Consider the following 15,073-nt stretch of genomic DNA (forward strand, 5'->3'; position numbering starts at 1 on the left):
GCGTGGGATGGCGCATGATTGACGCAATGTGCCGTCCGACCCCACAGCCGCGCAATGCTGTGGCGGGGCGCGGCGCACCGGATACCGCAGGTGCCTGCATCGCGTGAATCTTGCGACGCGGCGCCGGTGGCGATTGTTCAACCGTAAAGGAGGATTTCGCATGGACCGACCTGATACCGCCAATCCGTTTGGCGATTTCACCAAAATGCTGGAGCAGTTCAAGCTGCCCGGTTTCGACGTGCCCGCCATCATGGAAGCACGGCGCAAGGACGTCGAAGCACTGGTTCAGGCGAATCAGACAGCGTTCCAGGGCATGCAGTCGCTCGCGCAGAAACAGGCTGAGATGCTGCGCACGACGCTCACCGAGTTGCAGTCGCTAACGGGGCAGCTCTCGGCGAGCGGTTCCACGCCTTCGGCGAAGACAGCCGAGCTGATCCAGCAAAGCTTGCACAAGTCGCTCGCGGATATGCAGCAGCTCGCACAGGCGGCGTATCAGACGCAAGCCGAGTCGTATGCGGTGATCGCCAAGCGCGTGGAAGAGAACGTGCAGGAATTACGCTCGCTTTTGCAACAGCAACAGCCGAAAAAGTAAGCGCGCAAGAGTGCTGAATCGCTTCTCTGCGACAGGTGTTGCAAAGAGCCAATGCCGCGAATGGTCGTCGGATTCCGTCGAGCCGTTCGCGGCTTTTCTTGTATGAGGCCGCCCCGAATGCGGCGCAATGTGCGTCAGCGCACGCTTTACGTTGCCTGCTTCGACGCCGCCTGCTTCGCCGGACTTTTCGAGCTTTGCGAAGTCGATGATTTATTCCCGGCGTCCGCAATTACGCGATGCACGAAGCGCAATTTGTCCACTACCGGTACGGCCAAAGTGAACGGATAACCGTCCGCCATGCCGAGGCTGCGGTTCAGACTGTTCAATGCGTAGGTGAGCGGATACCAGCGCTTCATCAGATTATCGAAGCTTGCGTCTTCAACCGGTGTGCGGTCGGTCAGCGTCGGTTCGCTCGGATCGTCGGGTAGCAGCGCGACGCCGTACGAGGTCGACGTGTCCAGCACGTCGACGATCAACATGTAGTGCGCCCAGGTTTCGGCCCAGTCTTCCCAAGGATGCATCGTCGCATACGCGCTGATGTACGACGCCTGCCAGTCGGCCGGCGCGCCGTCGCGATAGTACGCGTCGAGCGCTTCGCCGTAATCGGCGCGCTCGTCGCCAAAAAGCTTGCGGAACGGTTCGAGCCAGCGCGGGCTGTTCTCCACCAGTTGACTGAAGTAGTAGTGGCCGATTTCGTGGCGGAAGTGGCCGAGCAGCGTGCGGTACGGCTCGCCCATCGCGGTGCGCACTTTTTCGCGGTGGGCATCGTCGGCCTCGGCGATATTCAGCGTGATGAGCCCGTTGTCATGCCCGGTCATCACACGTGAGCCGTCGCCGCCGTCCTCCAGAAATTCGAATGCGAGACCGTGCTCGGGATCTTCCTGGCGCGATTCGATATCGAGGCCAAATTCTGCGAGTGTGTAAAGCAGCCGGCGTTTCGCCACTTCCAGCCGATACCAGTAAAGCCGGTTCTCGGGCGCGCCGAGATTGGGAATGGTGTGTGTCAACTGGCATGACTGGCACAGCGTGTCGCCAGAATCGGCCGGGATCATCCAGTTGCAGACGTTCTCAACGGAGTAGTTATGGCATTGCCGGTAAAGCGCGCCGTCCGCTTGCGGGTGCAGACTGCGCCAGCGCTCTTCACCCGCGTCTTCGAAAGCGCTGATCTCGCGCAGTTCCGGCACATAGCCGAGTAGCGCCTCGCAGCGCTCGCACCGGACGTTCTCGAAGAACACAAGGTGCGAGCAGCGATTGCAGTGGAACGTTTTCATGGACGAAGCCCGGGCGGTGAGTGACTGTAAGGAGCGTCGACGTCGCGCAATGTTCATGCCGCATTTGCCAGACGTCACCGCTTTAACGCACAGTATGGGCATGATCGTGCATCGGCGCCGCCTCTATTTGGTGCACGGCTCTGTCAACGGCAGTACCGTGGCCGCATGCGGCTTTCAGACGAACGGCATAAAGCTTGCTTTTGGCGGGCTGCCAACCATAGACCAGGAGTCCGGTGTGTCCATACGCGTCGCGTTGAACCACGTCACACATTACCGTTACGACAGGCTGGTTGCGCTGTCGCCCCAGGTCGTGCGTCTGAAGCCTGCGCCGCATTGCCGGACTCCGATCCTCTCTTATTCGATGCGGGTCGAGCCGGCTCAACACTTCATCAACTGGCAGCAGGACGCGTTCGCCAACTATCAGGCGCGGCTCGTTTTCCCGGAGAAGACGCGTGAGTTCAAGGTGACTGTCGATCTGGTCGCCGAGATGGCCGTCTACAATCCGTTCGATTTCTTTCTGGAGCCGTCGGCCGAAAAATTTCCGTTCGAGTATTCACCGGACCTCGCTCTCGAACTCGCGCCGTATCGCGTGAAGCGCCCCATGACGCCGCGCTTCGCCGAGTTCGTTGAAAGTATCGACCGCGCGCCGACCGCGACCGCGGACTTCCTCGTCGCGTTGAATCAGCGGCTGCAACGCGAAATCCGCTATCTGATCCGGATGGAGCCCGGCGTCCAGACGCCCGAGGAAACGCTCGTGAGCGGCGCTGGATCGTGCCGCGATTCGGGCTGGCTGCTAGTCGAGACGTTGCGCCAGTTGGGCCTTGCAGCGCGCTTCGTATCGGGCTATCTGCTGCAGCTTGCGCCCGATATCAAATCGATCGACGGTCCGAGCGGCACTGAAGTCGACTTTACCGACCTGCACGCATGGTGCGAGGTCTATCTGCCAGGCGCCGGCTGGATCGGGCTCGACCCGACTTCGGGCCTGCTTGCGGGCGAAGGCCACATTCCGGTCGCCTGCACACCGGAACCCGGCAGCGCCGCGCCGATTTCGGGCGCGGTGGACGAATCCGAGGTCGAGTTCAGCCACACCATGTCGATCAGCCGCGTGCTCGAAACGCCGCGCGTGACCAAGCCCTATAGCGACGAAGTCTGGAGCGACGTCCTCGACATGGGCGCGCAGGTCGACCGTCGACTCACGGACATGGACGTGCGCCTGACGATGGGCGGCGAGCCGACGTTCGTGTCGGTGCGCGACCGCGACGCCGCCGAATGGAACACGGACGCGCTCGGCCCGACCAAACGCGGCTACGCCGTCGCGCTGATGGACAAGCTGCGCTCACGCTACGGCGCGAATGGCTTCCTGCATATCGGCCAGGGCAAATGGTATCCGGGCGAGCAGTTGCCGCGCTGGGCGATGTCGTTGTACTGGCGTGCCGACGGCGAGCCGTGCTGGCAGAACCCCGAGCTGTTCGCCGACGAACGCGAGCCCGGCACCTACACAGCCGCCGACGCTCAGCGCTTTCTCACGCACCTCGCCACGAAGCTGTCGCTCGACGAAGGCTGCATCCTGCCCGGTTTCGAAGACGTCTGGTACTACCTGTGGCGCGAGCGGCGTCTGCCCGTCAACGTCGATCCGCTCGATGCGCGCCTCGACGACGAACTTGAGCGCGTGCGTTTGCGCCGCGTGTTCGACGCGGGTCTCGGCGGCGCGGCCGGCTATGTGCTGCCGCTTGCGCGCGAGCGCGATGTGCCGCATGAGGCGCCGAAGTGGGTCAGCGGTCGCTGGTTCTTTCGCGACGAACGCATGTATCTGATTCCGGGGGATTCGCCGATGGGTTATCGGCTGCCGCTCGATTCGCTGCCGTGGGTGTCGAAGACCGACTATCCGTATCAGCACGCACACGATCCGTTCGCGCCGCCGGTGCCGTTGCGTTCGGCCGCGCAGTTGCGCATGCAGTACGACGGCGAGCGGCACGAAATGACTGGCGCTGACGCGCGGCGCGCTGCGGCGTTGTCGTCGTCGGCGGGCGATCTGTTGAGCGGCATGCCCGGCAGTGCTGTCCTCGCGTATGCGTCTCAGCGTGGCGATACCGGCGCGTCTGTTGCGCCCGCGCGCGGCGAGTCGTCGAAAGAAACGCTTCGCACCGCGATTTGCGTCGAGGCGCGCGATCCGAAGCGCGCGGCCGGTCCCAAAGCGGAAGCCGATGGGCTCGGCAGCGGCCGATCGCTCCTGCACGTGTTCATGCCGCCGCTCACCGAACTCGACGACTATCTCGATCTGCTGGCCGCCGTCGAAGCGACGGCCTCCGAATTGCGCATGCAGGTCGTGCTCGAAGGCTATCCGCCGCCGCGCGATGCTCGCCTCAAAATGCTGCAGGTCACGCCCGACCCCGGCGTGATCGAGGTGAACATTCATCCGGCAGCGGACTGGGCTCAACTGGTCGATCACACCGAGTATCTCTATCAGTCGGCGGCGCAGAGCTATCTGAGCAGCGAGAAGTTCATGACCGACGGACGCCATACCGGCACCGGCGGCGGCAATCACCTCGTGCTGGGCGGCGCGACGCCCGCCGACAGTCCGTTCCTGCGGCGTCCGGACCTGCTCGCGAGTCTGATCGCGTACTGGCATAACCATCCTTCGCTTTCGTATCTGTTTTCAGGGCTTTTTATTGGCCCGACGAGCCAGGCACCGCGCATCGACGAAGCACGCAACGATCAGGTCTACGAACTCGAAGTGGCGTTGCGCGAATTGCAGCGGCAGATCGATCTGCTCGGCGGACGCGACAGTGCGAACCTGCCCGCGTGGATGATCGACCGCTCGTTGCGCAACATTCTGATCGACGTCACGGGCAATACGCATCGCGCGGAATTTTGTATCGACAAGCTGTACTCGCCCGATGGACCCACGGGGCGCCTCGGCCTGCTCGAATTGCGCGGTTTCGAAATGCCGCCGCACGCGCGCATGAGCCTCGTGCAGCAGTTGCTGCTGCGCGCGCTGGTCGCCCGTTTCTGGCACACGCCGTACACGCAGCGGCTCACGCGCTGGGGCACGGAACTGCATGACCGGTTCCTGCTCGGCACCTTCGTGAAGATGGATTTCGACGACGTGCTGGACGAACTGAACCGCGCGGGTTTCGCGTTCGACAGCAGCTGGTTCGCACCGCATTTTGAGTTCCGCTTTCCGCTGGTCGGCGAGACCACGGTGAGCGGCGTATCGCTGACCATTCGCAATGCGCTCGAACCATGGCATGTGATGGGCGAGGAGGGCTCGCCGGGCGGCACCGTGCGTTATGTGGATTCGTCGGTGGAGCGTCTCGAGGTGCGTGCGCTGGGGCTTAACGAGAACCGCCATGTGCTGACGGTCAACGGCGTGCCCGTGCCGTTGCAGCCGACAGGCCGCGTCAGCGAATATGTGGCGGGCGTGCGGTTTCGCGCGTGGTCGCAGCCTTCGGCGTTGCATCCGACCATCGGCGTCGACGCGCCGCTCACGTTCGATCTGGTCGATACATGGAATGGCCGCTCGGTGGGCGGATGCCAGTATCATGTCGCACATCCGGGCGGGCGCAACTACGAGACGTTCCCCGTGAACGCCTACGAAGCCGAAAGCCGGCGGCGCGCACGGTTCTTCGCGTCGGGCCATACGCCGGGGCCGCTTGCAGTCGATGCGCCGCAACGCAGCCTCGAATTTCCGTTCACGCTCGATCTGCGCTACGGGTAAGACAGCTCACCTTCAATAACGATACGACCTTGGCTTTTCAATCGACTTTTCCCTTCGAAACGTCCGCGACCCGTGCGGACGCTTCGTCCCTGTTGCGGCTTTTACCCGCTCACGAGGGACATTGGGACGAGTTGCGCGACGCGTCGGGCGCGCTGCGCGCCCCTTGGCGGCAGTTCTTCGAGCGGCTCGGCGAAGACGGCATCGCGCGGCTCGAAGGTCACCGCGCTTCGGTCGCGCAGCAGATCCGCGATAACGACATCAGCTACAACGTCTACGCGGATAACGGCGAGCCCCGCGCGTGGGCGCTCGACCTGCTGCCGTTTCTGATCAGCGAAGCCGAGTGGGCGCATATCGAGCGAGGCGTCACACAGCGCGCGCATCTGCTCAATGCGATCGTCGCCGACATCTACGGGTCGCAAACCTTGCTTCAACGCGGACAGTTGCCTCCCGCGCTGGTGTTCGGTCATCCCGGCTATCTGCGCTCCGTGAAGGGCTATGCGCCGCCTGGCGGGCAGTTCCTGCAAGTGGTCGCTGTCGACCTCGCGCGTGCGCCCAACGGCGAGTGGACCGTGATGGCGCATCGCACGGAGGCGCCCTCCGGCCTCGGCTATGCGCTGGAAAACCGGCTGATCGTTTCGGCGCTATTTGCCGATCCGTTCCGTTCGATGCACGTAAGCCGCCTCGCGCCGACCTATTCGCAGCTGATGTCGACGCTGGTTCAGGCGGCGCAGGCGACCATGCGTCACGATTCGCCTCGCGCCGATGCTACGCCTCATATTGCGTTGCTCACGCCGGGGCCCTTCAGCGAGACTTACTTCGAGCATGTGTTTCTCGCGCGCTATCTGGGCGTCACACTCGTGGAAGGCAAAGACCTCACGGTGCGCGGCGACATGCTTTATCTGAAGACGCTCGCCGGTCTGGAACGCGTGCATGTCGTGCTGCGGCGTCTGGACGATGCGTTCTGCGATCCCGTGGAATTGCGAGCCGACTCGACCATCGGCGTGCCTGGCCTGCTGCAGGTCATGCGTGCCGGCAATGTAATCGTTTCGAACGTGCCGGGGTCCGGCTTTGTCGAGTCGCCCGCCTTGCACGGATTTTTGCCCGGCATAGCCGAAACGCTGTTCGACGAAGACCTCGTTTTGCCGAGTGTGGCCACCTGGTGGTGCGGCGAACAGGCGGCGCGCGAGCACGTGTTCGCGCATCTCGAAGAAGCTTTTATCGTGCCCACGTGGCCGGTTGCGGCCCGCGATGCGCCGCCGGGCGTCGAGCAGGGCAGACAGCGGCTGTCGACGTGGCGCGAGCGTATCGAGGCGACGCCCGGCAACTATACGATCCAGCAGGCGCAGCGTCTTTCCTGCACGCCGCGTTACGAGGACGGTACGATCGGCGGGCGTCCTTCCGTGTTGCGGGCGTATGCGATCGCCGATGCGAACGGCGGCTGGCACGTCATGCCCGGCGGCTTCACGCGCATGGGCGCCGAGCGGCAGGCCACGGTATCCATGCAGTACGGCGGCAGCAGCGTCGACACGTGGGTGCTGTCCAGCCAGCCCACGTCGACCTTCACGCTGCTGCCTTCGCCGATGCAGCCTGCGGACCTCGCGCGCAAGCATCGCACCGTGTCGAGCCGCGCTGCGGAGAACCTCTTCTGGGCCGGACGTTACGGCGAACGCGCGGAAAACAACGTGCGTCTGCTGCGCTTCATTCTGGGCTCGCTCGAAGGCAGCGATGCCGACACGATGCTCCCGACGCTCGTCGAACTTGCGCTGCACTGCGGACTTCTGCAGGCAGGCGACATCTCCGTGCCGCACACGCCGCAAGCATTCGAGCGCGCGCTGGTCGCCAATCTGAGCGAGAGCACGGGCGCTGCGAGCATCGGTCAGAACCTGAACTGTCAGGCTCGCTCGAATGGCGAAGTGCGCGGGCGGTTGTCGAACGATCATTGGCGCATCATTCTCGCCGCGCGCAACGACTTCCGCGACGCGTTGCAGGAGCTGATGCCGGCTGCCGGTATCAGCGATGCGTTGCCACCGGCAGCGCTGAACGGCCGTGCTACGAATGGCAGCAGCCGTTACGACCGCGTCACGCTGATGAACGCGCTTGAACGGCTGTCGGTGCAATTGTCGGCGATCAGCGGCGCACAGGGCGACCGTATGACACGCGACGAGGCGTGGCGGCTCCTGTTCGTCGGGCGGCATATCGAGCGCGTGTCCGCCATGAGCACGTTTGTGCGCGTGGCCGCCGACAAAGGCCAGCTTGCCACGCCGGCCGGTTTCGATCTGCTGCTGCAGTTGTTCGACAGCACGCTCACCTACCGCTCGCTTTATCCGGGACGCCTTGAAGTGCCGGCTCTGCTCGATCTGCTGGTGATCGAGCCGACCAATCCGCGGGGAATTTACGGTGTGTACGAGCGGTTGCGCAAAAAACTCGACGAAATCGCGGTGGCCGCGGGCAGCACGCGGCATCGTCCGTTTGCGGAATTGATGCCGCCTGCCGCGTCGTTACCGACGCTTGCGTCGCTGTGTGAGGTGGACCGGGACGGCGGATATTGCAGTCTGACTGCGGTATGCGATCAGATCGGCGGGTTCGTCGGCGCGGCGGCGCATGAAATCAGTGCGCGCTATTTCAGCCACGCCAGCACGGTGGCATCGCAGGTGTGGTCATGAAAAACGCGCCCGTCGTGCTGTCGGTTTCGCACCGCACCACGTACCACTACTCGACATATGTGGAGACCGCGCAGCATCTTGCGACTATCCGGCCTATTGTCTGCGCCTGGCAGCGCGTCGTGTCGCACGACGAACGCATCGAGCCGCGGCCCTCGTATCTGAATAGCCGTATCGATGCGTTCGGCAACGACGTTCTCTATTTCGCGCTCGACACGCCGCATGAGCGGTTGCAACTCGTCAGCGAAACGACCGTGGCGCTCACGCCGCGCTGGGCCGATCTCGATCCTCAGGCCACACCGGCGTGGGAAGAAGTGGCCGACGCGCTCGAGTTTCGCGTGGGCGGACGGTTTCGAGCCGAGGCGGAGTTCTGCTTCGCGTCGCCAAATATCGTGCCGCGGCCGTCGCTGCGCGATTATGCGTTGCCGAGCTTTGCGCCCGGCACGCCGGTCGCCGCTGGTGCGATCGATCTGATGCACCGCATTCACAAGGACTTCGCGTACAAACCTTCGGCGACCATGTTCGATACGCCCGCCGAGCGTGCGTTCGAATTGAAGAGCGGCGTGTGCCAGGACTTCGCGCAGGTGATGATCGGCTGCCTGCGCTCGCTTGGTTTGCCCGCGCGTTACGTGAGCGGCTATCTGCGTAATGATCCGCCAGCGGGGCAGCCGCGGCTGATCGGTGCGGATGCGTCGCATGCGTGGGTGTCGGTGCATTGTCCCGGCAGCGGCTGGATCGACCTCGACCCAACCAACGATGTGCTCGCCGATACCGACCACGTCACGCTCGCTATTGGCCGCGATTACAGCGACGTGTCGTTGTTGCGCGGCATGATCCTTGGCGGGGGCGCGCATCGCGTGGAAGTGGGCGTGACGGTTCTCGCGCTTTAGCACCGAGCCTCCGCTGCGTAAAAGTACTTGACGAAGTGCATATGCACACATAGACTGCGAAGCATGAACCGTCCTCTCTCCTACGACGAATGCAATTGCTTTGCGCTGCGGCAGGCGGCGCGGCACATCACGCAGCTGTACGAGCGCCATCTCAGCACGGTGGGGGTCACGGCGGCGCAATTCACCATTCTCGCGAAACTCGCTCGCACGCCGAACTTGCCGATCCTGGATCTGGCAGACGCAATGGTGATGGAGCGCACCACGCTCGTGCGCGCCATGAAACCGCTGCAACGAGACGGTCTGGTGGTTGCTGAATCGGCTGAACACGACGGCAGGACCTATCTGTTCAGCCTGACGGAGAAAGGCGAGAAGACTTTCGATCAGGCGGCTATCGCATGGCGTGCCGCGCAAAGCGAGTTCGAAGAGAAGTTCGGACGCGACCGCGCCAAGGCATTACGTGCCGAGTTGTTCACAATTACCGGCTAACGCCGAAGTATGGCTCGCGAAAAGTTGTCGTTTGCGAGCTTTTTTATATCTGTATGTGTGCGTATGCACTCATTGGAGTTGCAGCGATGGAAGAGCCATTCGACGACGATTGTTTCGCGATCCGCCAGGCGGCGCGTTATGTCTCGCAGATCTACGACCGCCATCTGGCAAGCGTGGGCTTGACGATCACACAATTCTCCTTGCTTGGCCGCCTCAAACGCACGGGCCCAATGACGATGAAGCAACTGGCTGAAGCCATGCGCATGCAGCGCACCACGCTGGTTCGGACGATCCAGCCGCTGCGCCGCAGCGGGCTGCTGTTGAGCGAGGCGCACGGCCCGGACGCACGAGCGCTGTCGGTCACGCTCACAACAGAAGGCGAAGCGCGGCTCGAGGCGGGGCGAAAGCACTGGCACGCCGCGCAGGCCGAATTCGAGCACAGCTTTGGCGGGCAACGTGCGCAAGCGTTGCGCGGCGAGTTGTTCGCGATCACCGGCCACTTGTGAATTGAGCACAAGGCAATGACAGACCGGTAGCAATCTAAGCAATGAACGGGCGCCATCAATCGGCGCTATTTTTTCAACTTGACCAGTGCATACGCACACATACAACCATCATGTCCACTACACCTTCGACTGTTGCGCCAGCGGGCGCCGCGCAGGCCGGCAAACCGGCCAGGCGCGTTCCGTGGATGCTGCTCGCGATCATCACGGTGCTTGCCGTGCTGGCGCTCGCCGCGTCGTACTGGTTCTTCGTGGGACGCTTCGTCGAAACGACGGACGATGCTTACGTGGGCGGCGACGTCACGGTCATGGCGCCGAAGGTGAATGGCTTCGTGGCTGACGTGCTGGTGAAGGACAACCAGTTCGTGCATGCGGGGCAAGTACTCGTCAAGCTGGACTCGCGGGACTACGACGCACGCCTCGCGCAAGCCACGGCAGAGGTCCGCAGCGCCCAGGCCGCCGTGACCGAATTGCAGGCGAAGAAATCTTTGCAGCTTGCAACGATCGACGAACAGGCGGCGGAAGTTCGCGCCAACGGTGCAGAACTGACGCGCAGCGCAGCGGATCAGGCTCGCTATCGCGAACTCGTGAAAGACGACGCGGTATCGAATCAGGTCGTGGAGCGTGCCAATGCCGATCTCACCAAGGCTCATGCCGCGGTGGACCGCAGCGGCGCGTCGTTGATCGCGGCGCAGCGGCAAATAGCCGTGCTCGACGCGCAGATTGGCGACGCACTGGCCCGCATTGCCACCGCGGAAGCGGCGCAGCGCGTGGCGGCGTTGAACGTCGAGTACACCACCATTCGTTCCCCGATCGACGGCTACGTGGGTAATCGCACCGCGCGCGTCGGACTGCTCGCAAACACCGGCGTTTCGCTGCTGACGGTGGTGCCCGCGAGCGGATTGTGGATCGACGCGAACTTCAAGGAAGACCAGCTGAAGAAGATGAGCGTCGGCGACACGGTCGATGTCGATCTGGACGCTTCCAGCACACGCATCCGCGGCGTGGTGGAGAGCCTCGCCCCAGCAACCGGCGCAACGTTCAGTGTGCTGCCCGCCGAGAATGCGACCGGCAACTTCACGAAGATCGTGCAGCGTGTACCGGTGCGAGTGCGCCTGATCGTGCCGCAGAACATGCAAGGCGTGCTGCGTCCCGGTCTCTCGGCGACGGTAAAGGTACACCTCGACCGCGCTGATCACGCCGGCGCTCAAAGCGCACCGGCTCGCGGATAAACCATCATGACCGACGTTTTCGCCAATCCCGCCGACCAGCCGACGCGCACGAAGGTTTTTGCATTCGCGCTGATGTGTCTCGGCTTTTTCATGGCGACGCTCGATATCCAGATCGTCGCGTCGTCGCTCAAGGATATCGGCGGCGGCTTGTCCGCTAGTCAGGACGAACTGTCGTGGGTGCAGACCTCGTATCTGATCGCTGAAATTCTGGTGATTCCGATGTCCGGCTGGCTAACGCGCGTGTTTTCCACGCGCTGGCTGTTCGCGTTCTCGGCACTTGGCTTCACCGTCACGAGCATGTTGTGCGGACTCGCATGGGACATCAATTCGATGATCCTGTTTCGCGGCCTGCAAGGTGCGCTCGGCGCAGCGATGATTCCGACCGTATTTACGACGGCATTCGTGTTGTTTCCCGGCAAGCAACGCCTGATCGCGTCGACCACGATCGGCGCGCTTGCGTCGCTCGCGCCGACCGTGGGGCCTGTAATCGGTGGATGGATCACATCGCAATGGTCGTGGCACTGGCTGTTCTATTTGAACCTGGCGCCAGGCCTTGTCGTCGCGTTGACGGTGCCGAAATACGTGCATGTCGATAAAGCTGATTTGTCGCTGTTGAAAAAAGGCGACTACCTGGGCATTGCGCTCATGTCCGGCTTTCTCGGCTGCCTCGAATATGTGCTCGAAGAAGGGCCGCGCAAGAACTGGTTCGGCGACGACGTGATCGTTCTGTGCACCTGGATATCGGCTATTTGCGGATTTCTTTTCCTGGTGCATGCGTTTACCGCAAAGGAACCGATTGTCGATTTGCGTGCGTTGGCCGTTCGCAATTTCGGCATCGGCAGTTTGCTGTCGTTTATCACGGGCATTGGGATCTTCTGCACCGTTTTCCTGACGCCGGTATTTCTGTCTCGCGTGCGCGGCTTCGACTCGCTGCAGATCGGCCTTGCGTTGTTGTCGGTAGGCTGTTTCCAGTTGCTGGCACTCGTTGCGTACTCGACGCTTGCGCGCTTTGTCGATATGCGCCTCTTGATGGTGTTCGGCCTCGCGTTGTTCGGCCTTGGTTGTTATCTGTATGTTCCCCTCACTCATGAATGGGGCTGGCAGGAGTTGCTGATTCCGCAGGCGCTGCGGGGCATCGGTCAACAGTTTTGCATTCCCCCAATCGTCACGATGGCGCTCGGTTCACTACCGCCGTCTCGACTTCGGTCCGCGAGCGGCCTCTTCAATCTGATGCGTAATCTGGGCGGCGCAATCGGCATTGCAGTGAGCAGCACGATGCTCAACGACCGGCTCAATTTGCACTACGAGCGGCTCGATGAACACTTGACGGCGGGTCGTCCGGTAGTCGAATCGGTCTTGCAACAGCAAGCCGCGCATTTCGCGGCACTCGGTGGAAACGCGCTGAATGCCGCCAATGCAGGACTCGGCGCATTGCATGCGGTTCTGATGCGAGAAGCTCTGGTGCTCACCTTCTCCGACACTTTTCTCGCCGTGTCGCTGTGTTTTGTCGTGGGCTTGCTGAGCGTGATTTTCTCGCGCCCATTTGGAAATGCCGCGCCCCCGCCCGATGCTCATTGAGGACCTGATGATGAAAACGATCGCTCTCAAAGTACTCACAAGCGCTCTAACGCTGGCGCTTGCCGCATGCGCCGTGCAGCCGGCGACGCACGCGGATCTGCCGCAGACGGTGAGCGCGCTCGCGCCGCAAGCGTGGAGCGTGGACGCGCCGCAAGACAGTGTGAGCGCCAACGTGTGGTGGGATCAGTTTGGCGACCCTGTCATGCATCGGCTGGTCGAGTCGGTATTGACCGGCAATCTGGATGTGCAGGCGGCGGTGGAGCGCGTCAGGCAGGCGCAGGACCTGGTCACGCAGAATCGCGCTGCCTTGCTCCCCGAGTTGAATGCTGGTGCCACCGCGTCGTATTCGCGTCAAAACACACCGCCGCCGCTCGGATACGTGCGCCAGGCGGGTGCCGGACTCACGGCCAGCTGGGCGCCGGATGTATTCGGCGGGGAGCGTCTGGCCGTTCTGGCGGCGCAAGCACAAGTGTCGGGCCGGCAGTCGGCGTTGAACGAGGTACGGCTTGCGCTCGCCGCCAATGCGGCAGCAGCCTATATCGATCTGCGTTGGGCTCAGGCGCAGCTGCAGATTCTGAACGAGAACGAGCAGATACGCGCTCGCGCGCTGAAGCTCACGCAACAGCGTCTGCATTACGGCCTGTCGTCACAACTCGACGTCGCGCGCGCGCAGAACCAGTTGCAGGACTTGCAGGCGCAGATTCCACGCATGCAGACGGCCGTGCAGCATCAACTCAGTCTGATCGCGGTTTACTCGGGACGCACACCGGAGAGCGTGGATAACCTGTTGCTCGCCGATGCGCGCGACATTCCCGTGCCTGCACAACGTGTGCCGCAGGTGCTGCCATCAGAAGCATTGTTGCAGCGGCCCGACGTGCGCACCGCGTATGCCACCGTCGAGCGGCGCGCCGCGGAAGTGGGCGTCTCGAAGGCCGAGCGCTACCCCAAGTTCAGGTTGAATCTCGCTGATGGTTTGCTGGCCTCTTCGTACCTCGGACTGCCCACGCTGACCGACAACCTGTTTAGCGCAGCATTGAGCGCGACGAGCCCGATCTTCAACGCCGGCCGAATTACCGCAAATATCGATGCGAGCGAAAGCCGCATGCGTGAATCGCAACTTGGCCTGCAGCAGGCGATGCTGCAAGCGTTAAAAGAGATCGAAGATACGCGCAGCGAGCTGGTAAATGGCGCTGTACAAGTCGAGCGCCTTGGAGGCGCGCTGGATGCGTCGAATCAAGCGTTGCGTTTGTCGAGTGACCTTTACAAAGGCGGTGCGTCCAGTTTCCTCGATGTCCTCGCTGCGCAGGAGGCGTACTTGCGCGACGCCGAATCGCTGAACCAGGCAAAGCGCGAGCATGCGCTTGCCGCCGTTGCCTTATATCGTTCGCTGGGCGGCGGCTGGGATGTTCCTGAAACGGTGACGGCAGTGTCGTCGAATAATTGACCTGCTATGTGCCCGGTGCAATGCGGGTTGAGATCGTGCGGGCATGCGGAATGCGTGGCGAAAGTGCAGGCGGGAAGGCGGTTGGCTTACGCCTTCGTAACGATACAATCCGATGACGCGACGAAGCCGACGAGGACATGATGGCACGGCCGTTCTTCACAATTGGGCACTCCACGCGCACGCTGTCCGAACTGATTGATTTGCTAAATACTTCGGAGGTCGAAACATTAGTCGACGTGCGCAGCATTCCACGTTCTCGTACTAACCCGCAGTTCAACCGCGATACGCTGCCGGAGTCGCTGGCGCCAGCTCGTATCAAGTACCTGCATCTGGCGGAACTCGGAGGGCGTCGTGGCCGCCGCAAAGATGAGGGTCCGTCTCCGAACGGGTACTGGACCCACCCCGCGTTTCGAAACTATGCCGATTACGCCATGACGGACCCTTTTCAAAAGGGCCTGGCAGAACTTCGCGAACTCGGACATCGCAGGCGCTGCGCGATCATGTGCTCGGAGGCAGTGTGGTGGCGCTGTCACCGGCGCATCATTACGGACTATCTGCTGGTGCACGGTGAAACGGTAATGCACATCATGGATGCGCATCACGTGAATCCGGCGACTATCACGCCGGGTGCCAGCGTGCAGCCCGACGGTTTGCTCGTCTATCCGGCGCAGTCCGCTTCGCATTGAAGCGGACCGGTTT

11 protein-coding genes are annotated in these 15,073 nt (G+C 62.6%); 10 read left to right on the forward strand and 1 reads right to left on the reverse strand.

The features are described 5' to 3' along the window. The first annotated feature begins 160 nt into the window (after positions 1-160). Complete coding sequence (locus BCA01S_RS14405) at positions 161-592, forward strand: phasin family protein (RefSeq protein WP_027777497.1); 432 nt, start codon at positions 161-163, stop codon at positions 590-592. Between the two features lie 146 nt (positions 593-738). On the opposite strand, the gene BCA01S_RS14410 is transcribed toward BCA01S_RS14405, so the two are convergent. Beyond that, positions 739-1,863 (reverse strand): zinc-binding metallopeptidase family protein, encoded by a 1,125-nt coding sequence (locus BCA01S_RS14410; protein WP_027777498.1) that lies wholly within the window; start codon positions 1,861-1,863, stop codon positions 739-741. Positions 1,864-2,098: 235 nt separating this feature from the next. On the opposite strand from BCA01S_RS14410, the gene BCA01S_RS14415 reads away from it, so the two are divergent. The 9 genes from BCA01S_RS14415 to BCA01S_RS14455 all read left to right on the forward strand — a co-directional run bounded on the left by BCA01S_RS14415 (position 2,099) and on the right by BCA01S_RS14455 (position 15,060). Continuing rightward, the gene (locus BCA01S_RS14415) at positions 2,099-5,581 is read left to right on the forward strand and encodes a transglutaminase family protein (protein ID WP_027777499.1); all 3,483 of its coding nucleotides are present in this window, start codon (positions 2,099-2,101) and stop codon (positions 5,579-5,581) included. A 29-nt stretch (positions 5,582-5,610) separates the two neighbouring features. After that, positions 5,611-8,244, forward strand: a complete 2,634-nt coding sequence (locus tag BCA01S_RS14420; protein ID WP_027777500.1) for a circularly permuted type 2 ATP-grasp protein — start codon at positions 5,611-5,613, stop codon at positions 8,242-8,244. Beyond that, entirely contained in the window at positions 8,241-9,131 is an 891-nt protein-coding gene (locus BCA01S_RS14425) for a transglutaminase family protein (RefSeq protein ID WP_027777501.1), read from the forward strand. The genes BCA01S_RS14420 and BCA01S_RS14425 overlap by 4 nt, the downstream gene beginning before the upstream one ends. Before the next feature lie 63 nt (positions 9,132-9,194). Further along, complete coding sequence (locus BCA01S_RS14430) at positions 9,195-9,617, forward strand: MarR family winged helix-turn-helix transcriptional regulator (protein ID WP_027777502.1); 423 nt, start codon at positions 9,195-9,197, stop codon at positions 9,615-9,617. Positions 9,618-9,703: 86 nt separating this feature from the next. Beyond that, the gene (locus tag BCA01S_RS14435; protein ID WP_027777503.1) at positions 9,704-10,123 is read left to right on the forward strand and encodes a MarR family winged helix-turn-helix transcriptional regulator; all 420 of its coding nucleotides are present in this window, start codon (positions 9,704-9,706) and stop codon (positions 10,121-10,123) included. A 110-nt stretch (positions 10,124-10,233) separates the two neighbouring features. Further along, on the forward strand, positions 10,234-11,352 hold the full coding sequence (locus tag BCA01S_RS14440; RefSeq protein WP_027777504.1) for an HlyD family secretion protein: 1,119 nt from the start codon (positions 10,234-10,236) through the stop codon (positions 11,350-11,352). A gap of 6 nt (positions 11,353-11,358) precedes the next feature. After that, the gene (locus tag BCA01S_RS14445; protein ID WP_027777505.1) at positions 11,359-12,930 is read left to right on the forward strand and encodes a DHA2 family efflux MFS transporter permease subunit; all 1,572 of its coding nucleotides are present in this window, start codon (positions 11,359-11,361) and stop codon (positions 12,928-12,930) included. Between the two features lie 10 nt (positions 12,931-12,940). Then, entirely contained in the window at positions 12,941-14,374 is a 1,434-nt protein-coding gene (locus BCA01S_RS14450; protein WP_027777506.1) for an efflux transporter outer membrane subunit, read from the forward strand. 140 nt (positions 14,375-14,514) lie between these two features. Beyond that, positions 14,515-15,060 carry a DUF488 domain-containing protein gene (locus BCA01S_RS14455; RefSeq protein WP_027777507.1) on the forward strand — a complete coding sequence of 182 codons (546 nt, stop codon included), beginning with the start codon at positions 14,515-14,517 and terminating at the stop codon, positions 15,058-15,060. Positions 15,061-15,073: the final 13 nt, after the last annotated feature.

Origin of the sequence: Paraburkholderia caledonica NBRC 102488, from assembly GCF_000685095.1 — a bacterium.
Classification (GTDB): domain Bacteria; phylum Pseudomonadota; class Gammaproteobacteria; order Burkholderiales; family Burkholderiaceae; genus Paraburkholderia; species Paraburkholderia caledonica.